The sequence below is a fragment of the Shouchella rhizosphaerae genome (genome assembly GCF_036700015.1).
GTDB classification, from domain to species: Bacteria; Bacillota; Bacilli; order Bacillales; family Bacillaceae_D; genus Shouchella; species Shouchella rhizosphaerae.
This window is the reverse complement of sequence record NZ_CP144921.1, coordinates 3,244,765-3,269,734: the sequence shown is the minus strand read 5'-3', so window position 1 is coordinate 3,269,734 and position 24,970 is coordinate 3,244,765. Positions and strand designations below refer to the sequence as shown.

The window sequence follows — 24,970 nt, the reverse complement described above, 5'->3', positions numbered from 1 at the left end:
TTCTATTTATAGAAGCGCTTTAACGAGATCGGTTAACCTATGTTATACTATACTCGATTCGATTTATTGAATGTAAGTTGCTATTTCAGATAAACACCAGGAGGGCAAGCAATGAAGCTAAAGTATACAAACAAAATCAACAAAATACGCACATTCGCACTAAGCTTAGTGTTTGTCGGGATCCTCATTATGTACGTCGGCATCTTCTTTAAAGAGCATCCAGTCATTATGGTCATCGCTATGATACTCGGTTTTCTAGCCGTTATCGCTAGTACAGTTGTCTATTTTTTTATTGGCCTTCTTTCGACGCGAGCGGTTCCTGTCATATGCCCGTCATGCGAAAAGCAAACAAAAGTACTCGGCCGTGTCGATGCGTGCATGCATTGCGATCAGCCACTAACGATGGACCGTTCACTTGAAGGAAAGGAATTTGACGAAGCTTATAACTCTCCCGCTTCCAAAAAGTCACAAACATAAAAACGGTATAGAAAGGAAAAGAGGAAAGAGCGCTGGCTATTTCCTCTTTTTTCTTTCCTATCAGGTGCCCTTAACGCGCTTTTTTGCAATCTGGGCATACGCCGTAAATTTCCATGCGATGATTGTCAACTTCAAAACCTGTCACATGCTCTGCAAGGGTTTCCACTTCATCTAGTCCAGGATAATGGAAGTCAACAATTTTACCGCATTGCGTGCAAATGACATGGTAATGGTTGCTTGTCACGCAATCAAAACGGCTTGAAGCGTCGCCATACGATAACTCTTTTACAATGCCAACTTCCTTAAAAACACGCAGATTGTTATATACAGTCGCTACGCTCATATTCGGGAAGCGCCCTTCTAATGCTTTATAAATTTCATCCGCTGTAGGGTGTGTCATTGATTCATACAAAAACTCCAAAATCGCGTGGCGCTGCGGTGTCATACGCACTCGTGTGCTTTTAAGCGCATCAATTGCTTCCGATAAGCCTCGATTAGCCATACTATGCGCCTCTCTTTCGGAAAACTATTCTTTCTTTATATTAATTATAAGTTGTAACTTGGCTTTAAGCAAGAGCAGGCAAAAATTTGCTGTTTAGATGCAAAAGAACCACCCTATATGGGCGGTTCTCAGACTAGAGGCAAACATCAAGCATCTGCTCATTCTATTCAGATTGCACTCTTCGCCTGACAAGCGTTTTCGATCGTGTTCATGTTTGTACGAACAACGGTGTTGCGTTTGCAGCTGGAACTAGAAAAGAGGTATAACGATGTGTTTTTTTATCTTTTCGCTGCCGCTTTGATTCAACATTTAAACATGCATTTTTTAGAGCAGCTTGAAGCTGTTCCAAGTCCGATTCATGAACGCCAAACAAAAACGTTGTGCTGCCCTTTCTTAAAAAGCCGCCTGAACTAGAAAGTTCGGTCATCCGATACCCTTGTTTGCGCAAATCTTTTTCTACATCATCAGCGTAAAAATCATCAATAATGCATACTAACAGCTTCATCGTTTTGATCCCTCCCTTTAGTATCCTTTTTCAAAACAAACGATGTTTTTAAGATCCTCGTTGTTTATAAAGGCTTTTAAATTTTCCATAAAAATATCAAGAGCTCTTTTCATGTAATGGGATGTTGCTGCCGAAACATGAGGGGTAATCGTCACCGCCTTATCGTCCCACAAAGGTGAATCAAGGGGAAGCGGTTCTTCTGCAAAAACATCTAAATAAGCGTGATCAATTTGTTTTAATTTTAATGCATCGAGCAAATCCGTTTCAACTACGGATTTTCCTCTACCCAAATTAATAAATACTGTGTGCCCCTTAAGTTGCCTAAACGCCTCTTTATTCAAAATGCCATGCGTTTGTTCTGTATAAGGAAGGATGTTGATCAGAACATCAGCCTTCCTCAATGCTTTATCCCATTCTTCCATAGAAAATGTCTGCTCAAAATGTTTTTGCGGACGGCCATCTGTATTAACGCCAATTGTTCGCATACCAAACATGTTGGCCCGTTCAGCCGTTTTTGAAGCGATGGCGCCCGTGCCAAGAAAAACAGCTGTCATCCCAGTAAGTTCCTTCGGCTTGATGCTTTTATCCCATTGTTTGTTTTGTTGCAACATCCGATAACGAGTAGCGTGTTTTACATAATCAAGCATCGCCCAAATGGCGTGTTCGGACATCGGCTCAGCATGAATGCCTCTGCTATTGGTTACCAACACACCTCTATCATGCAAAAGGCGCAGAGGCAACCCTTCAATGCCAGCTGACATGACGTGAATCCACTTAAGTAAAGGCGCTTTGCTCACAAGCGATTCCGTAATATCGTCACCAAACGTAACTAGAACATCCGCCGTTTTTAAAATTTGATCGTTAGGAACACCTTTTTTATCAGGAAAATAAAAGGACGTATTTGCAAAAGAGTGTTTAAGTAGCTCTTGCCTTTCCTCTGTTTGTTTCATAAAGAAAACAACCGATGCGTTCTCACTCATCATTTTGTCCCTTAACAAAAGCGAGTACATCATCAACATGGTTTTTCACTTTTACATTGCGCCATTCTTTGAGAACCGTAAAGTCTTTGCCAATTACAAACGTAGAGCGAACAATGCCCATGTACTCCTTGCCAAAGTTCTTTTTAAGCTGCCAAACTCCGTACGCTTTTGCAGCCTCCAAGTCCTCATCTGCCACAAGCGGAAAAGGCAGACCATGTTTTTCGGCAAATTTGTCATGTTTGTCTGCCGGATCGGGGCTTACACCTAGTACGATCGCTCCCTCTTTTTTAAAGGCTTCAGTTTGGTCGCGAAAATCACACGCTTCCGTCGTGCAGCCAGGGGTCATATCTTTCGGGTAAAAATAAAGGACAATGTAAGAGCCTTTGTAATCAGACAAACGAATCGTCTTTCCGCCATTTGCCGGCAGTTCAAAATCAGGTGCTTTTTCTCCTTGTCGTACCATTCTATTACGCTCCTTTTCGATCAGTTACTCTCTCTTAAAAGATTAGCGGAATTGGCGAAATTCTTCAATGAAGAGATTTTTCTGTTGGCATATGCCCTTTTCTCTGACTTGCTATAGGACATATGCTATGATAAGCGGGAGAAGTTTATTAGCAGATGGAGGTCCTTATGAATCGCAAAACATCAGAATCCCTTTACCAGGAAGCTCAACATGTAATTGTAGGTGGTGTAAATAGCCCTTCTAGAGCCTACAAAGGAGTGGGCGGCGGCACGCCTGTTTTCATGGAAAGGGGAGAAGGTGCCTATTTTTATGATGTTGACGGCAACCGCTATATTGATTATTTAGCGGCATACGGCCCCATTATCACCGGTCACGCCCATCCAGTCATTACAAAAGCTATACAAGACCAGGCCGCCAAAGGCGTTCTTTTTGGCACGCCAACTCGGCTTGAAAATGAATTTGCACAGGAACTAACAAATGCCATTCCATCCCTTGAAAAAGTACGCTTTGTAAATTCGGGAACTGAAGCGGTCATGACGACGATTCGCGTCGCAAGAGCGTATACAGGCAAAGAAAAAATCATTAAGTTTGCTGGATGCTACCATGGCCATTCTGATCTCGTTCTCGTAGCTGCTGGATCAGGCCCTTCTACACTCGGCACTCCAGACTCAGCTGGCGTTACAGCTGCAACGGCAAGTGAAGTCATTACCGTTCCCTTTAATGACATCGAGGCATTTAAAGAAGCGCTAGCCCATTGGGGAAGCGAAACAGCCGCTGTCCTTGTTGAACCGATCGTTGGCAATTTTGGCATTGTCGAACCTGAGCCAGGCTTTTTAGAAGCTGTTAATGACCTTGCTCATAGCGCCGGCGCTCTCGTGATCTATGATGAAGTCATTACGGCTTTCCGCTTTATGTATGGAGGCGCTCAAGACTACTTGAATGTGAAGCCAGATATGACCGCTCTAGGAAAAATTATTGGCGGCGGATTGCCAATTGGCGCATACGGCGGACGGATGGATATTATGGAGCAAGTCGCTCCACTTGGACCCGCCTACCAAGCTGGGACAATGGCCGGAAACCCTGCATCCATGAGCGCAGGTATTGCTTGCCTCGAAGTCTTGCGAACAGAAGGCGTATACGAGAAACTCGATGAACTTGGGGCACGCCTTGAAGAAGGCCTTTATTTAGCGGCCGCAAAAGCGAATGTTCCGATTTCAATTAACCGGTTAAAAGGAGCGCTAACCGTTTATTTCACAGATGAGCCCGTCATTGATTATGAAGGAGCCAAACGTTCTAACGGCGATCAATTTAGCGTCTTTTTCAAAGCGATGCTAAACGAAGGAATTCACTTGGCACCTTCCAAGTACGAAGCTTGGTTTTTAACGATTGCCCATACAAAAAATGACATTGATGAAACAATTGAAGCTGCGTACCGTTCATTTAAAACAGTCGCTGCGGGTTTCTATAGCTGATCAGCGCATGAAACAGCCGCGACTCAAATATACTAGAAAGGCCCAGAACGGAATGCCATGTTTTTAAACTGAGAAAGGACAATGCGATACATGAGACTAGGAGCTCGTATCTTGAAAACGGGGCTTGCAGTCGTACTTGCCCTTTATCTGGCCAATTGGCTCCAATTTAATCCACCGACATTTGCCGCGATTGCTGCCGCTTTCGCGATTCAGCCTTCGCTGTTTCGGACATTGCGGACTTTCAGCCACCAAGTGCAAGCCAATTTGATTGGCGCTATTATTGGTGTCCTCTTTGTAATGACATTTGGGCATGCGCCTTTCGTAGTTGGTGTTGTAGTAATGCTTTCCATTGCGATCTTTATTAAATTAAAATTGGAGCCGGCTATTATTCCAACAGCAATTGTGACTGTGATCATCATCATGGAGAGCCCGTCCGATAATTTCCTAGAATTTGCAGCACAAAGGTTTATCCTTGTTTTGATAGGCATCCTTGCCGCTTTTCTTGTGAATTTAGCTTTTATACCGCCACGGTATGAGAACAAAGTTTACGACAAGCTGTCTTCCACGACAGACAGCTTGCTCGAGTGGCTAGAACTTGTTGCCCGCCGTGAGGCTGACTCGATTGCTTTGCGTGAAGACATGAAAGCGCAAAAAAACCATTTGGATAAAACAAATGACTTGTTTAATTTGTTCAGGGAAGAACGCAATTATTTTCGCTCGAAAACATTTAACCAACGCCGGAAAGTCGTCGTGTTTAGGCAAATGATTTCTACTAGCGAAAAAGCATACCGTGTCTTGGAAATGCTTGAGCATCGCTCTGAAGACTTTAGCAATCTCCCTGACCGTGTGAAAGGCAGAATCGAAGAGCAAATTACATCGTTGACCGATTACCACCGCCGCATTATTTTGCGTTACAACGGGAAGGTCAGCACCAATGCCCTTGAAGATTATGTGAACGAAATTGAAGAAGGGCAATCGACAATGACGAATCTGTTTGTTACTCTTTATGAAGAAGAAGCGTTTGACTTGGCTCAATGGCATTCTTTCCTGCCAGCAATTTCAGCCATTATTGAATACCAGCAAGAGTTGGAGCACCTTGATACGCTTGTCGAAAACCACCAAATCCACACAACTGAAGACGATGCAAATACGTAAAAAAACCGCCTTTTAGGCGGTTTTTCAGACTGTAGAAAAACGCTCGCATACTTCGTCGTTTGCCTCGGTCATATGCTCATGAACCCACGTTCTATTCGCATCTTCCCTCGCCTGCACTCCTCGTCTGACAAGCGTTTTCTATCAGCCTGATCCTTTACGCTTCCAATTCTTGGACGCTGTATAGTTTGTAATAGGAACCTTGCTTTTCCATTAATTCTTTATGAGTGCCTTGTTCGACTACTTTTCCGTCGTCTATGACCACAATCGTATCGGCATTCGTAATGGTCGACAAACGATGTGCAACGATAAACGTTGTCCGGTCTCGGGCCAGCTTTTCTAGTGCTTCTTGGATAAAATGTTCGCTTTCCAAATCGAGTGCTGACGTCGCTTCGTCAAAAACGAGAACAGGTGGGTTTTTTAAAAATACGCGGGCAATGGCAATGCGCTGCTTTTGCCCTCCAGATAGTTTGACTCCCCGTTCGCCAACTTCAGTATCATAGCCATTTTCCAGCTTGCAAATAAATTCATGGGCGTTGGCTGCTTTTGCTGCCTGAATGACTTCTTCATCTGTTGCATCAGGCTTTCCAATTTTGATGTTCGATTTTACGCTGTCGCTAAACAGGATATTATCTTGCAGTACCATGCCAATATTGTCGCGCAGACTTCTCACGACGAGGTCACGAATGTCTTTGCCGTCAATCAGAATCCGGCCTTTTGTAACATCGTAAAACCTCGGTATCAGGCTGACGAGCGTGCTTTTCCCTCCACCGCTCATGCCAACAAGGGCAACCGTCTGCCCAGCTGGAATGTTTAAATGGATATCTTGTAGTGCCGGGGCCGCTTCATTGTCGTAGGAAAAGGTCACATGTTCAAATGTCACAGCTCCTTTGACATCAGTCAACACATCTGCTCCTTCTTTGTCTGTAATATCGTATTTCTCATCAATAAACTCAAAAACGCGGTCCATCGAAGCAATGGACTGTGTTAACGTTGTCGATGAATTGACAAGCCGCCGTAACGGGCCGTATAGCCGTTCCATATAAAGGACAAAAGCACTCATGGCCCCGAGCTCTAAGCTGCCATTTAGCACAAACAGCGCCGATACAAACAGAACAAGAAGCGGGGCAATGTCCGTCACAGTATTGACGACGGCAAACGTTTTTGCGTTCCAAGCCGTATGATCAAGTGCTTTCGCTAAAAAGCGTTGGTTGCGAACAGCAAATTGCTTTTGTTCATAGTCTTCATTGGCAAAACTGCGGATGACATTCATCCCTTGGACGCGCTCATGCAAATGGCCTTGTACATCCGCAAGCGCTTGTGAACGAGTCCGCGTCAGCTTCCGCAAACGTTGGTAAAAATATTTAATCGAAAACCCGTAAAACGGAAACATCGAAATAGCAACAAGCGTCAACCATACGTTTAATTGGAGCATAATTGCAATCGCGATTAAAATCGTCGCCAAATCGAGCCATATGTTCATAAGGCCAGTGATCACAAAGTTTTTCGTTTGCTCGACGTCGTGGATGACCCGGGAAATGACTTCCCCCACTTTGCGGTTTGAGTAAAAGCGCAAACTCAGCTTTTGAATATGCGTGAACAAGTGGTCACGAATATCGTATAGTACTTTGTTGCCGATCCATTGGGCAAAATACTGCCTGTAGTATTCAATTGGCGGGCGCAAAACGATAAACAAAAACGCCATGCCGCCAATAATCCAATAAAGTTGTGAAGATTGTTCAGCAATAGACAACTCTTCATTGAGAAGAACATCGTCAATAATGTACATCATCGCAAGTGGAAATAACAGCGGGATGCCAAATTTCAGCAACCCAATTAAAATCGTTCCAATAATTTCTTTGCGGTATGGCTTTACAAACACCAAATACCTTTTGATTGTCTTCAAGTAAACCCCTTCTTTTTCTATAAAGAAAGCCTGAAGGCTCAGGCTCTTAGCGGTATTGCAAATACCGTTCGTACCAGTTTTCTACAAATTGGGGCGCAAACGGCCCTTTTCTCTGGTGGATCCACGATATAAGCTCGTCTACACTTTTTCGTAATATAACATCAAGTTCTGGCGGATACTTCATGAGCTTGCTATGCAGTTCGTATTCATCTTCATCGAGCAGCTTCATCGTCATATCCGGATACACTTTAATGTCCAAGTCATAATCAATATACTTCAACGCTTCTTCATCCCATGTAAAAGGTGTTCCAAGATTGCAGTAGTAATAAATGCCATCAGCGCGAAGCATGCAAATCATGTTGAACCATTGCTCGGCATCAAAATAACAAATCGCTGGTTCACGCGTCCGCCAATTTCTTCCGTCCGCTTCCCTGACAATGATGCGGTCATTTCCTGCTACTACGACTTTAGACGTTCCTTTCAACACAATCGTATCTTCCCAAATGCGGTGAAGCTTCCCATTATGCTTGTAGCTGTGTATCTGGATAGTGCTGCCTTCCTTAGGAAAGCTCATAGCGGGCTCCTTTCTCTCAATTTCCACACACGCAGACTCTTCTGCTATCCTTCACAATTTGAATGTACATCCTCTATTATACAAGGTTCAGGTCGTATTTAAAACGTTAAGGCTCGCAAAGGCAAAAGTAGCTTCGTTTTGACAAAAAAAGACACCCCTTAACCTAGTTGGCAAAGGGTGTCTTTTTGCGCCAAAGCGCTCGCGTTTCACAAATTATTGTTGGTTCTTTTTAGCTGCTGATTGAGCGTTTTGTTGTTTTACTTCTTGTACGTCTGTCTCGCTCGCAAATTCAGCATTGTATCCTTGTTCAGAAGCTTGGTTTTGCTTCTTTACTTGGTTTTTGTTTGTTTTTGATGCTTTGTCCATGGTTTATCACCTCCACGCTATATACTTTTCCCGTGGAGTTTTTTTCTATGCAAAAAAAAATAAAACGTTATGCCAGCAAGGAGATACCGCCATCCACGATAATCGTTTGGCCACGAATCATACTTGCTTCATCTGACAATAAAAACATGGCTGCTTTAGCAAGGTCCTTTGGTTCTACGATCCGCCCTGCAGGAGTTCGCTCTGCTGCATCCTTTAGCAATTCATCCCGGTTTGGAAAGTGTGTCAATGCATCTGTGTCCACTGCTCCACCCGAAACAGCATTGACGGCAATTCCTTTTGGCGCCAGTTCAACAGCCAAATAGCGCGTTAATGATTCTACAGCCGCTTTAGACACGCCAACGGTCGTATAATTCTCCAAATAACGGATGGCCCCTAAAGAACTTAGGCTGACAATTTTGCCGCCTCCGGTTTTTTCCATTCTTTTTGCCGCTTCTTGGGCACAAAATAGCAGTGCTTTGGCGTTAATGTCCATCGTCCAATCCCAATGGCTTTCTTCAAGCTCCATCAGCGGCCGTAACACACCAGAAGCTGCGTTGTTTACAAACACATCAAGACGCCCGAAAGTGTCGTCAATTTGTTCAAACATCGCTTTAATTTTTTCCTGCTTGCCAACATTGGCTTTGACAACAAGCACGTCCACGCCAAGTGCGCGAATTTCCGCTGCTGTTGTTTCTGCGTTCGAGCGGCTTCGTGCGTAATTGATTACGAGGTTATATCCTTCTTTTGCCAGGGAAATCGCGATTTCTTTTCCGATTCCGCGGCTGCTTCCTGTCACTAATGCCACTTTCTTTTCCATGTCTACACGCTCCTTGCTAAGTCAGTACGATTTATCCATTATAACGCATAGGCAGGCGCTCGAACAGCCAAACTACACGAAAGCACAGGAAAGGAGCATTTTAGTGTGTATGACGGCAGGGATTTAACCGAGTTGGAAGGCATTTCGCCACACATGTGGACAGACGAAGAACTTGCTTTTTTCCACCACGGAATGCAACAACTTAGTGCCTATTTGAATATCCAAGGAAATTCGCGCCACAACCAAATTTTAAAAGAAATTGAACGCCGCGGCGGCTTGCAAAAAGTAGACCAATCCTTTTCTTAACAGGGAGGTAATAAGATGGATAAACAATTGTATTACGTTAATTTAAATCCGATAAGTATGGACACAATTAGCAACGTGCGTGTAAATGACGGCCAATTAATTGAATACGAAATTGCGGCCACTGAAGAAGAGAAAAAACAGTTTGAAGACTTGCTCAGGCAAGTCAATAAACACGATGTTGAGCTCGGCAACCTTTTCTCATTTAGACATTTTGACGAACGTGCCGGCGATGCCGATAAAAATGAATTTCAAGTTGGCATGAACGATGTATACGAACGCCTATACCAACTTGGCACCGAAGAAACAAAAGCCAAAATAAAAGAAATTAACTTGCTGAATGAAGACGACACAGAGCCTGGCATCTAAAAAACACACCGCGGTTTCGGCGGTGTGCTTTTCCTATATATTCGATTTTGACTGGCCGCCGTCTACCACTAGTGTAGCTCCAGTTACCCAGCTCGCTTTATCTGATCCTAAAAACACGACGACATCTGCTACTTCTTCTGGAGTTCCAAACCGACCGGCCGGAATGTCACGATTCACAAATTCGGTGATCCCCTCTGGATCGGCATCAAGGCGTTTTTGCCAATTTCCAGTCGGATGAAGTATCGAGCCCGGGGCTATGCTGTTGACGCGGATGCCTTGTTTTGCCGTCTCGTCAGCAAGAGCTTTTGTGAAACTAATAAGCGCCGCTTTTGCGCTATTATAAGTCGCTTTCCCACCTGATTCACGACCAAATATAGAAGAAATATTGATAATCGTTCCTCTCCCTGCCGATTTCATCGCTGGCAGTGCAAGCTTTGAGAAATGGACAGCAGAGAAATAATTAAGCTCGAACGCTTCATAAAACACATCCATCGCCGTTTCGGAAATTGCTCCGCCATTGCTGCCGCCTGCATTGTTAACCAATATGTCAATCGGTCCGATCGCTGCTGACGCCTCAGCAAACATTCGCTCACGCTCAGCCGCTTTGGTCACATCGCCGCTAATCGTTTGAATACCTGCTAGTAGTCCCTCTATGCCTTCTGTCACCCTTGCACAAACAGCCACTTTGGCTCCTTCTGCAGCAAAAGCATTGGCAATTGCTTTGCCAATCCCTTTTGTTCCTCCTGTTACGAATACGCGTTTTCCCGTTAAGCCCAAATTCATAGCCATCCCTCCTCCAAACAATGATTCAACAATTTTTGCTGTGAAACTGGAAAGGCATACTGCTCTAGTTCTTCCGCTTTTATGATGCGGCAATTCGCCGGTAGTTCACCATTTCGATTCGCCCTGCCTACGTACAACTCAATTTCCCAAATTAAATGGCTAAATATATGTTTCACTTGAAAATTAGCAGCACTGGGCTCCGCTTCTATATGGTATTTTTCAGCCAACTTTTGTTGGCGCTCCCCTGGATCAAACCGTCCTTCAAGCACAGGAAGCTGCCATAAGCCAGCTAATAGCCCCTTGTCTGGACGCTTTTCAATCAGCAGTTCGCCCTTTTCTGTTTTCAATAAAAACGATTCAAGCTCAATCGATTTTGCTTTTTTCTTTTTCATTTTTATCGGCAGCCGCTCTTGTTGTCCTCGTTCATAGGCGAGGCATTGCGTTCGCACGGGACAAAGCAGGCAGCCTGGCGAAGTCGGTGTACACACAAGAGCGCCTAGTTCCATTAATCCTTGGTTAAAACTTGATGGGTCGCTCTTGTCAATTAGTTCATATAAAATCGCTTCATGCTTTTTTCTCGTTTGCGGTTTGCCAATATCATCTTCCATGCAAAAAACGCGCGACAATACACGCATCACATTGCCGTCAACGGCAGGTTCTGCTTTTGCATAAGCAATACTTAAAATCGCACCGGCGGTATAGGGGCCGACTCCTTTTAATTGTTCGATTTCCTTGCGCGTATCGGGCACGACGCTGCCATAGTGTTCTACGACTTCCCTCACAGCGGCCTGTAAATTGCGGACACGGGAATAATAGCCAAGCCCTTCCCATACTTTCAATATCTCTTCCTCTTCAGCATAAGCAAGGTCTTCCATCTCAGGAAATTTACGCATGAATTGTTCATAGTAAGGAATAACCGTATCGACTCTTGTTTGTTGCAGCATAATTTCTGACACCCATATATGGTAGGGATCGTTCGATTCACGCCAAGGCAATTCCCGTTTATGAGCCTGATACCACTCGATTAGCTGGCGCCTAAAATCGCTGTATGATATGTTTTCATTGTATGTTTCTGTCACTCTTCTCACCTGATATCCCTTTGACTTGACCTGAAAACCAAATGCCTTCATGATGAAGATACGCTTATTTTCCACTAACGTCGGGTATAACTATAGCATAAATTACTTTTAGGTACAGCCGCCAATTACGAAATTGTGCATGATTGGTTGCAAAAGGAGGATGCTCTCTTCGTATGGATACATCCACACATATTGTAATGGGTGCTGGACTGGCTGGGCTGGCGACACTTGATGTCCAGATTGCTTCATCGCCTTACATGATGACAGCCGTCCTAGCCACCACACTGGTTGCCTCCAATGCGCCAGATTTCGATACCGTTTTAAAATTAAAAAACAATGCAATTTACATCCGCCATCATCGCGGCATGACACATTCCATTCCAGCACTACTGCTTTGGCCCTTCATTATCTCTGGCGGAATGATGCTCTTCTTTCAAGATGCCTATTGGCCGACGATTCTTCTATGGGCTGCAATTTCCGTATTTTTACACGTATTTGTTGATATTTTCAATGCGTATGGCACACAGGCACTCTGGCCATTTTCGAATCGCTGGATCGCACTTGGTGTCATGAATATTTTTGACCCCGTCGTCTTTGGCGCCCATGTTGTCGGAATTTTATTATGGGCATTGGGCTTTCCCCCAGGTCCATCCTTTGTCGTTATTTATGTAGGATTGGTTTTATACTATGCATGGCGGATTAGTGAAAAGAGGGACGTTGTCAAGCGTGCAAGGCAACATCACCCAAATGCTACCCATATCTTTGTATCGCCGACAATTCGCTGGAACAAATGGCATCTTGTTATTCGGACACCTGATATGCTTTATGTAGCCCAATCAAAAAATAAAAAAATCACTTTCTTTGAACGTTATGCTTTTGACCCGATTCCAACTGATCCTGTCATGCAAGCAGCGTGCTCCGACAAAAATCTTGCTGCTTTCCTGTCTTTTTCGCCAACATACCGCTGGGAAATGGAGGCGACAACGGACGGTGGCTACGAAGTTCGTTTCTTCGATTTGCGCTATCGCAGCAAAGGCCATTACCCATTCGTAGCCATTGTGCAACTCGATGCCGATTTAAACATTGTCACTTCATACACTGGGTGGGTTTACAGCGAAGAAGCACTGCAGAGAAAACTGAAAATCATTACGTAATTGGCTATCGCCTTTACACGAATGCAATAAAACTGGTTAGCATTGCCACCGATAGCACCTCGCCATCCCGGACATACTAGAGTTAAGCCGATATGGCGAGGGGGTTTCACCGATGCGAAACAAAGCTAAAGGTTTCCCAAACCCGATTTCGTTCAACGGGAATAAAGCGAATAATGCCGATGAGCACGCGTCTAAGCGTCCTGACGGTACAACGCGCGACCGCCCGCAAGAACGAATGAGATCGTCCAACCACTTTAACTCGCTTTAATTTTGGGAGGAATGCCTCATGGGAAAGGAAAACTCGCGTTTCTCACACAGTTTGTATACTGATCCGTTCATGTCACCGCGTGCCAATGCAAAGCACGCTTTCCACCAAGTGAATGGCGAAACCCAACAAAGCCAACACAATATTGTGCTTGAAGCGCAAATGCGCAAACGCACGTAAATGTGCGAAAAACGGGTCTCCTTTTTCGGAGACCCGTTTTTAATTCGCTAATTTTTTATCGCCTAACAATGAGATCGGCACCCCGACTAACTCGCGCTCACCGGTGCGGTAGCCCCAAGCGAAGCGACCATTTAAATAGGAGACTTCAAAAAAAGACTCCCCGTCAGTCATATGGTAAACTTGTCCTGGCTCAATCTCTGCCGGATCCATTAAATACGCTTGCGCAAGTATTTTTCGGCGTTCATAGACGGCGTATTCATTGCTATTTCCTAGCTGCTCCGCTTTTTTTGCTTTTTCGTTTAACATCGCGATTTCCAGCTTTAATTCGTATTCGTCCATGTCGCTAAATCGTTTTTCCATTACGTCTCTTCCCCCTCCATTTCAGTTTGTAAAAAACGGTCAATCTTCGAAAGCGCGAACCCTTTCCGGTAAAGCGCCTGTTTTAATTTATAAGTCAGTTCCCGTCCATTGTATTTTTTTACATATGATTTTAAGAGCTTCTCCCCTTGGTACACAAGAGCTTCCCACTCATTGTCCTCGTTTGCTTCTCGGTTTGCAAGTGCTGCCTGAATGGCCTCATATTCAAACCCCTTAGCCAACAATTGGTGCGTTCGTTTCTGCTTTAATTGCTCATTTGATTCGCGCCGATTGACAGCACGCCTTTCCTGTTTATCTAACCATGCTGTTAACACGTCGATTTGCCACTTTATTTGATACGGCGAAAGCGCCTTCGCCATTGCTTCGGCATTTACACCTTTTTGCAAGAGCTGTTGCCTTATTTTATTAGGGCCGATCAGCGTTTGTGCTGTTTTCGAACGGGCAAACGCTTCGGCAAAGGCGCGGTCGTCGATAAGCTTTTCCGCTTTTAAGGAGACAATCGTTTTTTCAATATGCTCGTCCAGACGGTCCTTTTCTTTTAAATAATCGCGTATTTCCTTTTCTGTGCGCATGCGATACGATAAATAATGAAGGGCAAGATGATGCGTTTTTTTTAGTTCGTCTGCTTCAATGAGCGCCTTGATCTCATTTTCGTCCAGTTCCAGCCCTTTTCTCAAGCCGTATTTTACTAAGATGGCTTCGTCCACACTAAACGCGAACCGTTCTGCTCCTGGCTTGCCAATAAAAACATTGTAGCGCTGTTTTGCTTTTTTTTGGACGGTAATTTTGGAAATCGTCGCCACGTAGGGACGCCTCCCTTCTTTGTAGTCAATAGGTGTGAATAACAGCATAAGCGGGTATCGTGTAGAACGAGTGACAGCCAAAGCGAAAAAGGGGATATGCTATGAAAATCGCTATAGCCGGTGGTACAGGGTTTATTGGTTCTAAACTAGCCAACCGCCTTTATGATGAAGGCCATGATATTTACATTTTAACGCGGAACGCCAAAAATAAGCAAAACAAAAAACGCCTGACATTCGTGGAGTGGCTAAATCCAGCTGCCTCGCCACTCGAGCAACTCCAGGGCACAGAAGCATTTGTCAACCTTGCTGGCGAGCCGCTAATGGGCAGGTGGACAAAAAGCAAAAAAGCTCAGATTGTCGCTAGCAGGCTTGAGGCTACGAACGAAGTAGTGGCGTTCATCAGCAAGATGGAGCAAAAACCGAGCGTGCTTATTCAAGCTTCTGCTATCGGCTATTACGGCCATTCAGACTCCATTACATTTACGGAAGCAGACGGACCGGTTAACAACAACTTTCTAACAGAAGTAGCGAGAAAATGGGAAAATGCTGCTGTTCAAGCTGAAGCCTATGGGGTCCGTACCGTATTAACCCGGATTGGCATTGTTCTTGATAAACGGGAAGGCGCATTAGCCAAAATGATCATTCCATACAAACTTTATGCAGGCGGCAAAGTCGGTTCTGGCAGGCAATGGATGTCATGGATCCACATTGATGATGCCGTCGGTTTAATGGCTTTTGCGATCCAAACGAAGTCAATAAAAGGCCCGCTCAATGTAACAGCGCCCCATCCAGTGCGCATGCAGCACCTCAACCGCTCAGTCGCTAACGTTTTAGGAAAGCCTTATTGGCTACCAGCTCCCGCTTTCGCCATTAAAGTTGCCCTCGGAGAAATGAGTACATTGGTGCTAGATGGCGCATATGCTTACCCGAAAAAGGCAGTCATGCATGACTACCCTTTTATGTATACCAATATTGATGCTGCGCTCAAACAAGTGCTAACGTAAAAAAGCTTAGGTGTATGTGAACCTAAGCCTTTTTAATGGACGAGCACTTGTTCAAAATAAATGTTTTTTTCATCAATTCCGATCTTGCGCAAAAACTCTTCAGCTTCTTTCAGCGTATCAAGCGGGTATTGCGTTTCGCAAAGCAGGGTGGCTCTCCGCAGGCTTTCCTGAAATTGCTTATTCAACGCCAAATCCCGCTTTACATTATACATAGCATTTAATACGCGCTCATCCCGTTCAAAACTGACGAACCCTTCCGTTTCGTTAAAATAGACAATGAGTGGCACATGCGTATGTGGATGAATGATGTGCGTTTTGTATAAGTTCAAGCGTGAAGCCCCCCTTGTTGGTGCATAGGCCACCGTTCTTCTTTATCGTATGGAAAACAAGCGCTTGCGGTCAACTATGAACGCCTAGTTTTACGTTTTTTTAGCCAAGGCTCTTAAGTGCTACCGGACTCCCGGCTCCAAAATGGCAAACGTCCCATTGTTTGCATTGATTTCCCCACGCGCCCCATAAGGCAGCAAACATTTCGGCTCGTTATGGCCGAAACTAGCATTGTAAAGGACAGGCAACTGCCCACAATTAAATTCAGCTAGCACTTTTTTTATGACATGCTTATATTCTTTATAAAACCGGCCATTTTGGGGTTTAGCAAACAGAATGCCGCTTAACCTTTCTAAAATTCCACACACCCCATATTGACGCAGACCGTCTTCAAGCAGCCACTCAGGCGCGTGTACTTCAGACGTTTCTAAAAACAAAATTGCTCCATCAAATTGCGAAGGAGCGGGAAACAACGGCGTTCCTTTTAGAATTTCTAACACTTCAAAACAACCACCGATTAACGGCCCTTGCACGACTCCCTCCCCTTGCACCACTTCATAATCATGATTAGGCTTATATGTACGACGCTTCTCTTTGTTGGCAACCGTCCATTCAAGCCATTCTCCTGTCCATTCGGGAGCCACTGGGATAGGGCCAACTGGAGTGCCCGAGAACAACACCGTTTCAATCCATTTAGCTGTGTAAGGGTGCATCCTACCATTCTCTGCAAAGTCATTGAGCACAGAAACGCCATAAAAGCTAGAAAGCCCGGCTTTCAAGCAAATAAGATGAGCAACTGTGCTATCCGAATAGCCGGTAAAAATTTTCGGGTTTGCGCGAATCAGTTCAAAATCGATGTAAGGGAGCATGCGAATGCTATCATTGCCGCCAATGCAGGAAATAATGGCTTTAATCGATGGATCAGCAAAAGCGGCCATGAAATCTGCCGCTCGCTTTTCTGGATGGCGATATACTTCGTCAGGAGGGCTTAACGTATGGGGCATTTCTACCACCTCAAGACCAAACACTTCCTCAATCCGCCGCTTCCCTTGTTCATAACGCCAACGAATCTCCTCGTCTCCAGCTGCTCCCCAACTAAGGCTCACAGTTGCGACTTTATCCCCTTTTTGCAGTCTAGCAGGCTGTAAAAGTTTAAGCACACCATTCCCCTCCCTTTTTCGTGGGCCTCTTTTCATTTTTCTATTGGAAGCAAACAAGATTTTAACGTTTTTTATTTGAGAATTAGCTCAGTCACACTTTCCACCTGTGCCGTCCATGGGAACATATCGACAGGCTGAATGGATTGAATCGCATAGCCGCCAGCTTCGATCAGATGTTGTACGTCTTTGGCAAGAGTAGATGGATTGCATGAGACGTAAACAATTCGTTTCGGCTTGGCTTTTAGCATGCTTTTTAACAATTGGCGGTCACAGCCGCTGCGTGGAGGGTCTACTAAAATAACGTCTGGTTTAAATCCTTGCTTAAGCCACAACGGCAGCCATTTTTCTGCCGGACCCACTTCATATACAGCAGCGATTCCATGCTTTTTGGCATTGCTGCGTGCATTTTCAATGGCTTCTTCGGTAATATCCATGCCACGGACTTCTTCGGCTTGATCGCCAAGCCATTGGCCAATTGTACCGACACCGCAATACGCGTCAACGAGCTTTTCTTTTCCCGTTAAGTGGGCTGCCTTTTTCGCTTCATTGTACAATTTAACCGTTTGGCTCGGGTTTAATTGGAAAAAGGCCCGTGCCGATAGGTCAAAGCTGTATTCTCCAAGACGCTCATGGATCGTCTTTTCACCGTACAAATGAACCATTTTCTCGCCGAATATAAGCGACGTTTTCTCATGGTTGACGTTTTGCATAACGGACGTCACTTCAGGCAGTTTTTCCCGCACTTGTTTAATAAGCAGCTCTTTTTTCGGGAGTGCTTCGGTTCTTGTAATAAACACAAGTTGGATTTGCTTTGTTTCAAAGCCAATTCGAGTCACGATCGTCCGAATGTCACCGCTATGCGTTTTCTCATTATAAATAGGAATTTGCAAATCTCCGAGCAGCTGCTTAACAATTTGTGCCACCCGGTTCAGCTGCTTATGCTGCACCATGCAAGCGGACAAATCAATTAAATCATGGCTATTTTCCCGATACAGCCCTGCTGCCACTCTGCCGTCTTTTTGCTTGCGCGTTTGCAGCTGGCTTTTATTACGATAATACCAAGGGTTGTCCATGCCTATCGTATTTTTTAGCGGCAGCGTTGATTCTGGCACATTTGTGTAGCGGACAAACGCTTGGCGCACAATGTCCTTCTTGCCTTCCAATGTCGCCTCATAATTCATATGTTGAAGCTGGCAGCCGCCACACTCTTCATAGATGGGGCACGGCGCTTTAACACGGTCATTTGATCGCTTGCGGATTTTCTTGATTTTCGCTTCTGAAAAAGAGCGCCCTGCCTTTGTCACTTCAGCGACAACTTCTTCCCCTGGCAAGGCGCCTTTTACAAAAACAACATGGCGTTTATAATAACCAACGCCTTCTCCATTAATGCCGATACGTTTGATCGTCAACGGAAACTTTTGCCCTTTGACTACAGACACGCCTTGGCTTGATCGAGAAGACGTTTTTTGTTTATTGTTCGTTTTCATCGTCTCACTCCTGTTAGTGGAGGCGGTCGCACTTTTGTTGATTGGCCAACTCGCTTCTTCCCTTAGTATAACAAAATCGACTGCTTTCCTAAACTTTCTAATCCATCTTGCCTGCAGTTCTGTTAGAATGGAGAAGGAATTTTGCATAAAGAGGGGTGAGAGGGTTGTCTATACCTACCGATATCGCATCGCTAAAAATAATGGCACATGTATACAAAAAAAAGGACGTTTACTCGATATTCGCTAAAACAGTGGAAAGCTTAGTCGACACCGTTCCATATATTGATTGGGTCGGTATTTATATGTATGAAAATCTCGACCATAAGCTTGTTGCTGCCTCATGCTTTGAAAATGATTTGCGCTGGGAATGCAACGGCGAATTAAAATTTCCTGTTAAAAATGCAAACAGTACAGAAATCGGCGTTATGGTCGTGCGCACGAAAGAAGCGATCGCCTTCGATGTGACAGATGTCGCAACGCTTGAAACGATTGCAAGTGCCATTGGCCATGAATATAGCCTAAATTAACGAAGAGACTGTCCCTATAGCCTCTAAATAAAAAGGGAACTGCCCTTAGAAAAATACAACCGGCAGTTTCCTTTACGGGACATGCTTGTGATCACCCGGCTTATACCCTCTTTAGTCAGTCCTCCTTTTGTCCGTCAGTTTCAATTGCCATGATTGCTGCTATATCGATCTAGATACTCAAGCACTAGCTCTTTCAAATGTAGCTACAGCCCAAGCAAAGACTATTTTTTCGTTGAACGATTGCGATCCCGTTAAGTTTACTAATCGTAGGGATTGGTATTAAAAATGGATGGATTGAGATAATGAAATGAGATATTTACGCTTTTTACTGTACTTCCTTATTGCAACGACGATGTTCTATTTTGTAAGTAAGTATGTTGCCAATCAGGAAAGTGGTTCTTTTTAAATGATACTAGGATATGTCATCCGTGGTCTCATTATTGTTGCAACGGGTTATTTAGTTGCGATAAAGATGTTTAGAAATGAAAGGAACCAAGCCTAGCTCCAAAGCCAAGGGCTTGATTCCTCGCTTAGATGCGTTGGTACAAGCGTTTCGCTTACGCCTCACAAAGCTATCCATTATCTAAATCTTTTGTAAAGAATTCCGTTTGCACAGGAATAACAGAAAACCGTGTAAATCGAATTTACCCTTCGGTTCACTTTGAAACGTTGCGCAAAATTGTACACATTCTGTTGTGATTTAATCAAACATGCATATTTGTAGCTCCTAAGCAGGCTTCTTGCATTCAAAATCAATTTGGCGTATAGTTAATTACGGACTCAATCGATCTGGAATAACGGCAAAATTGGAGGCGGCTGTAGCAATGAAATATTCAAAGGCAACGAACTATGCACTGCATACAATGGCTTTTTTGACGCTAAATGAAAAAAACGAAGCGATTGGCGTTGAACAGTTGGCGAAGATGCAAAATCTTTCGCCTACGTATCTGTCAAAAATTTTAACTAAGCTGGTTAAAGCCGGGTTAATCGAATCAACGCCTGGTGTAAAAGGCGGCTACCGTCTTTTAAAACGCCAAAAGGAAACGTCTTTTCTTGATGTGATCCAAGCAATTGAAGGTCAAACGAGCTTGTTTCATTGTTCGCTCGACCACAACGAGCTCCCGCACAATCATGGTTGTTTGATTGAGCAAGTCATGATGAACGCCGAGGCAAAAATGAAAGCGGATCTCGATGCCACTTACATTGCAGACATCGCCAGACAAATGAAAGAAAAAAGGGCCTAGTCTCCTTTTTTGCACCGATTACAGATATAAAGAGTCCTTAATATATACAATAAAGGAGCATAGAGCCATGTTTGATTGCATCATTATAGGAGGAGGCCCAGCTGGGCTAAACGCAGCACTTGTACTAGGCAGAGCGAAACGAAAGGTACTGCTATTGGATGAAAACAAACCACGGAATGCCGTCACCCATGCATCACATGGTTTTCTAACTAGAGACGGGATCAAACCGAGCGCGTTTAAAGAAGCAGCATACGCCGATTTGAGAAAATATCCAAATATAGAGTGGGCACAAGTACGCGTAGGCGCAATGACAAAAGAACAAGGCGGCTTTTCTGTGCAAACAGAAACGAAGGAAACGTATCACGCATGGAAAATCTTGCTTGCCACAGGTTTAAAAGATCAATTGCCAGATATAGCAGGAATTGAGTCATTTTACGGCTCGAGCTTATTCCCGTGTCCATTTTGTGATGGCTGGGAATTACGCGATCGGCCCCTTGTCGTCATTTGTGAAGATGAGCGCGTCCTCCACTTAGGAAAGCTCATCTGGAACTGGAGCAAAGACTTAGTCATTTGCACAAATGGCCAGCGCTTTTTAACGGATGAGCAGAAAACTGCGTTTCTAGCCAACGGCATCAAAGTGATCGAAGAAGAAATCGCGGCCCTCGAAGGAGAAGACGGCCAACTACAAAACATTCGCTTTGCCGATGGCCAAGAAATCAACAGAGAGGGCGGCTTTGTGGCAGTCGATTTGCAGCAAGCCGAAGCCTTTGGGAAAGCACTTGGCTGCACATACAACGAGCAAGGCGGCATCAAAACCGATCCGTTTGGCAGAACAAGCGTCGCAGGTGTTTACGCTAGCGGCGATACTACCTTTAACGGGCCACAGCAACTGATTTTAGCGGCAGCAGAAGGCAGCAAAGTTGGGGCAGGCATCGTGATTGATTTGGTTGATGAAGAGTTTTAGTCAATAATAAGGCTCCCTTGTGATTAGGGAGCCTTATTATTGATGATCCATGCCACAACCTACGTAATTACTTCAAAAGTGAAAAGACCCTTTTTCTCTCTTTAATTGTACAAAAAAGCCTGTCGACTGTCTCGGTTTTACCGAGATTTTGCCAACAGGCTGAACTACTTTTGCACCAAACGTTAATTGAGCGGTACACACTAAGGCATGGGAGAATGTAACGACAATTCGTCTAAACTGCGGAACGTGTAGCCTTGGCGCCGGCATTCATCAATAATATCAGGCAATGCTTCGGCGTTATCAGGCGATACGGCGTGGATTAACATAATCGCTCCAGGGTGGATTCGTTTCATTACTTGGTCGTAGGCATACTTTCCACCCTTTTGTTTATCGACTTCCCAATCTTTATAGGCAAGGGACCAAAATACATTCGTATAGCCAAGCTCCTTTGATTTCATGAGCGTACGCTCACTAAATTCCCCTCTTGGCGGCCGTAAATAGCGCATCTCCGTCTCACCTGTTATTTCAGTAAACAATGTTTTCACGTCATCGAGTTCAGCCGCTAGCTTGGCATCGCTTGTTTGTGGCAAACTCGGATGGTGGTATGAATGGTTGCCGACAATGTGCCCTTCCGCCACCATGCGCTTCACAAGCTCTGGCGCTGTTTTTAAATAATGGCCTGTTACAAAAAAAGCGCCAGTAACCTGTTTTTCTTTTAACACATCAAGGACTTTTTCGGTATAGCCGTTCTCATACCCGTTGTCAAACGTTAAATATAAAGACTTGCTGTCACGATCGCCGATAAAGTAGCCATCCGCTTTCTCTAACAGCTCTTTGTACATTGGTTCTGTATCTGCTGGCGTGTGGGCTGGAGCTGGTTTGTAACTCCAATTGTACGTTTTGTTTTCGTACCCGAGCGCCAATGAAGTTTGCCCAATGATAATCGAAAGCGAAAGCAGTAAACAAATTGCATTTTTCATACGTTTCTCCCTTTCATGTGTTTATTCGTAGCTTCCGTCAGCAGAAAGGCTTTTATTCGTTCTTTTTTGTTGCATGTTTTAATGGGCTATGGTTTCATTAGCATGATGCTGTTTTTGCGATCAACTAGGAGGATGCTAAATGTTTAACTGGAAAAATGTTTTTCGAGGTGCCGCGATGGGCATCACCGAACTTGTGCCAGGCGTGAGCGCGAGCACGATTGCTATGCTCTTGGGCATATATGAAAAGTTGCTCCAAGCAATTAGCGACTTGACGACAGGCCATATAAAGCGTGCTTTTCGCTTTTTAATCCCACTCGGCATTGGCATGGTAGCTGCTGTTGCTTTATTCGTGAAACTCATAGAATATTTGCTTCATGTACATAATCAACCGATGATGTTTTTATTTGCTGGGCTCGTTCTTGGCATTTTGCCGTTTTTATGGCGCTCTGCCCATGCAGAAACGAAACATTCGTTTAAACCCCTCCATTATGTGTTGATGATCGGGGCGTTTGTGCTTATTGCAATGACCAATTTTGTCGGCGAATCAAACCAAGCAGTGATGGAAAACCTATCTTTGCCAGACTATGTTTACTTATTTTTTTCAGGCTGGCTGGCAAGCACTGCCCTTGTGTTGCCCGGTATTAGTGGTTCGCTCGTTTTTTTGATTCTTGGCGTGTACCACACAGCGATTGCTTCCCTCTCGACCATGAATATCCCTGTTATTATCGCAATTGGCTGTGGCGTTGTCCTTGGGCTGCTTGTGACAAGCCGGCTCGTCCGTTTCTTTCTTAAAACATATACGCAAGCAACCTATTCGCTCATGATTGGACTTGTTGCCGGTTCTCTTATTGTTATCGTTCCAACTGAGCTGCCTGAGACGTTCCTCTATTGGCTTGTCTCACTTATGGCCCTTTTGTTTGGCCTTGTCACTGCCTTAACATTTGGAAAAGCAGAGCGTTAATGAACGGAAAAATGATTGTACAAAAAGTACCTATCCCCGATGGACAAGGTACTTTTTTGAATTGTGTATCAATTTCTTCAAAATGTTTGACGTTCGCAATTAATTGCCCTAAAATGAAAGTAGTTCATGTGAGAGCGGGGTGATTCGATGGTGGAGAGTACAAAGTAGATAGAAAAACGGTATCGTGCGTACATGCCGTTTGGAACTTCTCGATTGCTTTCCAATCGGGTCGGGCTTCCGCTATTCTTGCGAAACCATCTACCACTTAAAAGTAATTGTGTACGCAGCTAGCCTTTCATAGAGAAACCGTTAGAATTGCGCGTTGCCCTCTGGTTCCAAACTAGGAAATGTGATTCCTAATTTGAAGGACATACAGGAGGTGACTCCCTCTTATACGAGGGGAATATTTGGACATACAACAGGGATTAAGCTTACTTGCGGTCGCCATTCTTATTGCGTTAACCGCTTTCTTCGTAGCATCTGAATTTGCGATTGTAAAAATACGTAGCACACAGCTTGAACCGCACCTTGCTACTGGCAAAAAATCGGCGATTTACGCGAAAAAAGTGACATCCAACTTGGATGAATACCTTTCTGCCTGCCAGCTTGGCATTACAATTACTGCCCTAGGGATCGGCCGCCTTGCAGAGCCGACTTTTGAACAAATGCTTCACCCCTTCTTTGAAGATGTGGTGCCCGCTTCGGCAGTAACCTCATTATCGATTGCGGTTTCATTTCTTTTTGCGACATTTTTGCATGTTGTCATTGGGGAATTGGCTCCGAAGACCATCGCTATCCAAAGAGCTGAGCAGGTTACTCTTCTTTTTGCGCGGCCGCTTGTATGGTTTTACCGTATGCTTTTCCCATTAATTTGGAGTTTGAATGGCTCAGCCCGCCTTTTAATAAAAATGTTAGGCTTCAAGCCAATGTCAGAACATGAAGTGACGCATACAGAAGAAGAGCTGCGCCTCATCATTTCCGACAGTTACAAAGGCGGCGAAATCAATCAATCCGAGTTTAAATATGTAAGCAAAATTTTTGACTTTGACGACCGGATTGCTAAAGAAATCATGGTTCCAAGGACGGAAATTTCTGCAATTTCAATTGAAGACTCGCTTGAAGACAACTTAGCAATCATGCGGGAAGAAAAGTTTACCCGCTATCCAGTTGTAAACGGCGATAAGGATCATATTCTCGGAATCGTAAATGTACGGGAAGTTTTATCGGACATCGTCGCCCCTGATGTGACAGAAGAGATAAAGCTTGAAAATTATATTCGTCCAGTCATTAGCGTAATTGAATCCATTCCTGTTAATGACCTGCTTGTCGAAATGCAAAAGAAACAAACGCATATGGCGATTTTGTACGATGAATATGGGGGCACCGCAGGGCTTATTACAGCGGAAGATATCATCGAAGAAATTGTTGGCGAAATTCGCGATGAATTTGATGTGGAGGAAGATCCACTCATAAGCAAAATTGACGAGGATCATTATTTACTTGACGGCAAAACGCTCATTTCAGAGGTCAACAAACTTTTGCATGTCGAGATTAGCGAAGAAGATGTTGACACAATTGGCGGCTGGCTCTTAACGGAGAAATACGACATTGCAGTCGGCGAAACGCTCACGTTCGGGCCTTATGTGTTTGCGGTTAAAGCTTTTGATGGGCGTCAGATTAAACAAATCGAAGTCTTAAAAAATGACGAAGAAAACCGTTTCAAAAAGGACGAAGAAGAACGTTTCGATCCCCCGTATGAAGCGTCTGGCTCCTAATAAATCTATCAAT

The 24,970-nt window shown here is 44.4% G+C and carries 30 protein-coding genes; 14 read left to right on the top strand and 16 right to left on the bottom strand.

Features of this window, described 5'->3' with window-relative positions:
• Window positions 1–111 precede the first annotated feature (111 nt).
• On the top strand, window positions 112–477 hold the full coding sequence (locus V5G21_RS16100) for a YgzB family protein (RefSeq protein ID WP_011246174.1): 366 nt from the start codon (window positions 112–114) through the stop codon (window positions 475–477).
• Between the two features lie 70 nt (window positions 478–547).
• Here V5G21_RS16100 and perR read toward each other — a convergent pair whose 3' ends face one another.
• From perR to bcp, 4 genes are all read right to left on the bottom strand, one after another.
• Window positions 548–979 (bottom strand): peroxide-responsive transcriptional repressor PerR, encoded by a 432-nt coding sequence (perR, locus tag V5G21_RS16095; protein ID WP_011246173.1) that lies wholly within the window; start codon window positions 977–979, stop codon window positions 548–550.
• 208 nt (window positions 980–1,187) lie between these two features.
• Complete coding sequence (locus tag V5G21_RS16090) at window positions 1,188–1,484, bottom strand: cyclic-di-AMP receptor (RefSeq protein ID WP_011246172.1); 297 nt, start codon at window positions 1,482–1,484, stop codon at window positions 1,188–1,190.
• Between the two features lie 17 nt (window positions 1,485–1,501).
• Window positions 1,502–2,464, bottom strand: coding sequence for a D-2-hydroxyacid dehydrogenase (locus V5G21_RS16085; RefSeq protein WP_179289850.1), 963 nt, complete (start codon window positions 2,462–2,464; stop codon window positions 1,502–1,504).
• Window positions 2,457–2,927, bottom strand: a complete 471-nt coding sequence (bcp, locus tag V5G21_RS16080; protein WP_011246170.1) for a thioredoxin-dependent thiol peroxidase — start codon at window positions 2,925–2,927, stop codon at window positions 2,457–2,459. The genes V5G21_RS16085 and bcp overlap by 8 nt, the downstream gene beginning before the upstream one ends.
• A gap of 167 nt (window positions 2,928–3,094) precedes the next feature.
• Here bcp and V5G21_RS16075 point away from each other — a divergent pair, with 167 nt between their 5' ends.
• Together V5G21_RS16075 and V5G21_RS16070 are read left to right on the top strand one after the other, a co-directional pair.
• Window positions 3,095–4,399 (top strand): glutamate-1-semialdehyde 2,1-aminomutase, encoded by a 1,305-nt coding sequence (locus tag V5G21_RS16075; RefSeq protein ID WP_011246169.1) that lies wholly within the window; start codon window positions 3,095–3,097, stop codon window positions 4,397–4,399.
• Window positions 4,400–4,510: 111 nt separating this feature from the next.
• A complete protein-coding gene (locus tag V5G21_RS16070) occupies window positions 4,511–5,554 on the top strand; it encodes an aromatic acid exporter family protein (protein ID WP_235360840.1) in 1,044 nt (347 codons plus the stop codon).
• Between the two features lie 154 nt (window positions 5,555–5,708).
• Here V5G21_RS16070 and V5G21_RS16065 read toward each other — a convergent pair whose 3' ends face one another.
• From V5G21_RS16065 to fabL, 4 genes are all read right to left on the bottom strand, one after another.
• Complete coding sequence (locus V5G21_RS16065; RefSeq protein WP_073304758.1) at window positions 5,709–7,457, bottom strand: ABC transporter ATP-binding protein; 1,749 nt, start codon at window positions 7,455–7,457, stop codon at window positions 5,709–5,711.
• Between the two features lie 46 nt (window positions 7,458–7,503).
• Window positions 7,504–8,031 carry a nucleoside tri-diphosphate phosphatase gene (locus tag V5G21_RS16060; protein WP_011246166.1) on the bottom strand — a complete coding sequence of 176 codons (528 nt, stop codon included), beginning with the start codon at window positions 8,029–8,031 and terminating at the stop codon, window positions 7,504–7,506.
• Between the two features lie 213 nt (window positions 8,032–8,244).
• Window positions 8,245–8,397: a gamma-type small acid-soluble spore protein gene (locus tag V5G21_RS16055; protein WP_011246165.1), complete on the bottom strand. Its 153-nt coding sequence runs from the start codon at window positions 8,395–8,397 to the stop codon at window positions 8,245–8,247.
• 67 nt (window positions 8,398–8,464) lie between these two features.
• Window positions 8,465–9,214, bottom strand: coding sequence for an enoyl-[acyl-carrier-protein] reductase FabL (gene fabL, locus V5G21_RS16050; RefSeq protein WP_073304760.1), 750 nt, complete (start codon window positions 9,212–9,214; stop codon window positions 8,465–8,467).
• A 105-nt stretch (window positions 9,215–9,319) separates the two neighbouring features.
• Between fabL and V5G21_RS16045 the strand changes: the two genes are divergently transcribed.
• Window positions 9,320–9,520, top strand: coding sequence for a hypothetical protein (locus tag V5G21_RS16045; RefSeq protein WP_011246163.1), 201 nt, complete (start codon window positions 9,320–9,322; stop codon window positions 9,518–9,520).
• Between the two features lie 15 nt (window positions 9,521–9,535).
• Window positions 9,536–9,886, top strand: a complete 351-nt coding sequence (locus tag V5G21_RS16040; protein ID WP_011246162.1) for a hypothetical protein — start codon at window positions 9,536–9,538, stop codon at window positions 9,884–9,886.
• 33 nt (window positions 9,887–9,919) lie between these two features.
• Here V5G21_RS16040 and V5G21_RS16035 read toward each other — a convergent pair whose 3' ends face one another.
• Together V5G21_RS16035 and mutY are read right to left on the bottom strand one after the other, a co-directional pair.
• Complete coding sequence (locus V5G21_RS16035) at window positions 9,920–10,669, bottom strand: SDR family NAD(P)-dependent oxidoreductase (protein WP_011246161.1); 750 nt, start codon at window positions 10,667–10,669, stop codon at window positions 9,920–9,922.
• Window positions 10,666–11,823, bottom strand: coding sequence for an A/G-specific adenine glycosylase (mutY, locus tag V5G21_RS16030; RefSeq protein WP_011246160.1), 1,158 nt, complete (start codon window positions 11,821–11,823; stop codon window positions 10,666–10,668). The genes V5G21_RS16035 and mutY overlap by 4 nt, the downstream gene beginning before the upstream one ends.
• Window positions 11,824–11,921: 98 nt before the next feature.
• On the opposite strand from mutY, the gene V5G21_RS16025 reads away from it, so the two are divergent.
• From V5G21_RS16025 to V5G21_RS16015, 3 genes are all read left to right on the top strand, one after another.
• Window positions 11,922–12,902: a metal-dependent hydrolase gene (locus tag V5G21_RS16025; protein WP_011246159.1), complete on the top strand. Its 981-nt coding sequence runs from the start codon at window positions 11,922–11,924 to the stop codon at window positions 12,900–12,902.
• Between the two features lie 112 nt (window positions 12,903–13,014).
• On the top strand, window positions 13,015–13,170 hold the full coding sequence (gene sspK, locus V5G21_RS16020) for a small, acid-soluble spore protein K (RefSeq protein ID WP_011246158.1): 156 nt from the start codon (window positions 13,015–13,017) through the stop codon (window positions 13,168–13,170).
• Between the two features lie 18 nt (window positions 13,171–13,188).
• Window positions 13,189–13,347, top strand: a complete 159-nt coding sequence (locus V5G21_RS16015) for a YpzG family protein (RefSeq protein WP_011246157.1) — start codon at window positions 13,189–13,191, stop codon at window positions 13,345–13,347.
• A 39-nt stretch (window positions 13,348–13,386) separates the two neighbouring features.
• Here V5G21_RS16015 and V5G21_RS16010 read toward each other — a convergent pair whose 3' ends face one another.
• Both V5G21_RS16010 and recX read right to left on the bottom strand, forming a co-directional pair.
• The gene (locus V5G21_RS16010; RefSeq protein WP_011246156.1) at window positions 13,387–13,707 is read right to left on the bottom strand and encodes a YfhH family protein; all 321 of its coding nucleotides are present in this window, start codon (window positions 13,705–13,707) and stop codon (window positions 13,387–13,389) included.
• Complete coding sequence (recX, locus tag V5G21_RS16005) at window positions 13,707–14,528, bottom strand: recombination regulator RecX (protein WP_011246155.1); 822 nt, start codon at window positions 14,526–14,528, stop codon at window positions 13,707–13,709. Before recX ends, V5G21_RS16010 begins: the two co-directional genes overlap by 1 nt.
• A 101-nt stretch (window positions 14,529–14,629) precedes the next feature.
• On the opposite strand from recX, the gene V5G21_RS16000 reads away from it, so the two are divergent.
• Window positions 14,630–15,532 (top strand): TIGR01777 family oxidoreductase, encoded by a 903-nt coding sequence (locus tag V5G21_RS16000; RefSeq protein ID WP_011246154.1) that lies wholly within the window; start codon window positions 14,630–14,632, stop codon window positions 15,530–15,532.
• Window positions 15,533–15,564: 32 nt separating this feature from the next.
• Here the strand turns inward: V5G21_RS16000 and V5G21_RS15995 are convergent, their stop codons facing one another.
• The 3 genes from V5G21_RS15995 to rlmD all read right to left on the bottom strand — a co-directional run bounded on the left by V5G21_RS15995 (window position 15,565) and on the right by rlmD (window position 18,506).
• Window positions 15,565–15,861, bottom strand: coding sequence for a hypothetical protein (locus V5G21_RS15995; RefSeq protein ID WP_011246153.1), 297 nt, complete (start codon window positions 15,859–15,861; stop codon window positions 15,565–15,567).
• Between the two features lie 120 nt (window positions 15,862–15,981).
• Window positions 15,982–17,055, bottom strand: a complete 1,074-nt coding sequence (locus V5G21_RS15990; protein ID WP_197528316.1) for a S66 family peptidase — start codon at window positions 17,053–17,055, stop codon at window positions 15,982–15,984.
• 35 nt (window positions 17,056–17,090) lie between these two features.
• Window positions 17,091–18,506 carry a 23S rRNA (uracil(1939)-C(5))-methyltransferase RlmD gene (rlmD, locus tag V5G21_RS15985; protein ID WP_011246151.1) on the bottom strand — a complete coding sequence of 472 codons (1,416 nt, stop codon included), beginning with the start codon at window positions 18,504–18,506 and terminating at the stop codon, window positions 17,091–17,093.
• Window positions 18,507–18,670: 164 nt separating this feature from the next.
• On the opposite strand from rlmD, the gene V5G21_RS15980 reads away from it, so the two are divergent.
• The 3 genes from V5G21_RS15980 to V5G21_RS15970 all read left to right on the top strand — a co-directional run bounded on the left by V5G21_RS15980 (window position 18,671) and on the right by V5G21_RS15970 (window position 21,241).
• Window positions 18,671–19,033, top strand: a complete 363-nt coding sequence (locus V5G21_RS15980) for a hypothetical protein (RefSeq protein ID WP_011246150.1) — start codon at window positions 18,671–18,673, stop codon at window positions 19,031–19,033.
• Between the two features lie 824 nt (window positions 19,034–19,857).
• Window positions 19,858–20,277 (top strand): Rrf2 family transcriptional regulator, encoded by a 420-nt coding sequence (locus V5G21_RS15975; protein WP_011246149.1) that lies wholly within the window; start codon window positions 19,858–19,860, stop codon window positions 20,275–20,277.
• Between the two features lie 67 nt (window positions 20,278–20,344).
• The gene (locus tag V5G21_RS15970) at window positions 20,345–21,241 is read left to right on the top strand and encodes an NAD(P)/FAD-dependent oxidoreductase (RefSeq protein ID WP_095237423.1); all 897 of its coding nucleotides are present in this window, start codon (window positions 20,345–20,347) and stop codon (window positions 21,239–21,241) included.
• Between the two features lie 200 nt (window positions 21,242–21,441).
• On the opposite strand, the gene pdaA is transcribed toward V5G21_RS15970, so the two are convergent.
• The gene (gene pdaA, locus V5G21_RS15965; RefSeq protein ID WP_011246147.1) at window positions 21,442–22,221 is read right to left on the bottom strand and encodes a delta-lactam-biosynthetic de-N-acetylase; all 780 of its coding nucleotides are present in this window, start codon (window positions 22,219–22,221) and stop codon (window positions 21,442–21,444) included.
• A 139-nt stretch (window positions 22,222–22,360) separates the two neighbouring features.
• On the opposite strand from pdaA, the gene V5G21_RS15960 reads away from it, so the two are divergent.
• Window positions 22,361–23,182, top strand: coding sequence for a DUF368 domain-containing protein (locus V5G21_RS15960; RefSeq protein ID WP_011246146.1), 822 nt, complete (start codon window positions 22,361–22,363; stop codon window positions 23,180–23,182).
• Between the two features lie 407 nt (window positions 23,183–23,589).
• The gene (locus V5G21_RS15955; protein ID WP_011246145.1) at window positions 23,590–24,957 is read left to right on the top strand and encodes a hemolysin family protein; all 1,368 of its coding nucleotides are present in this window, start codon (window positions 23,590–23,592) and stop codon (window positions 24,955–24,957) included.
• Window positions 24,958–24,970 lie beyond the last annotated feature (13 nt).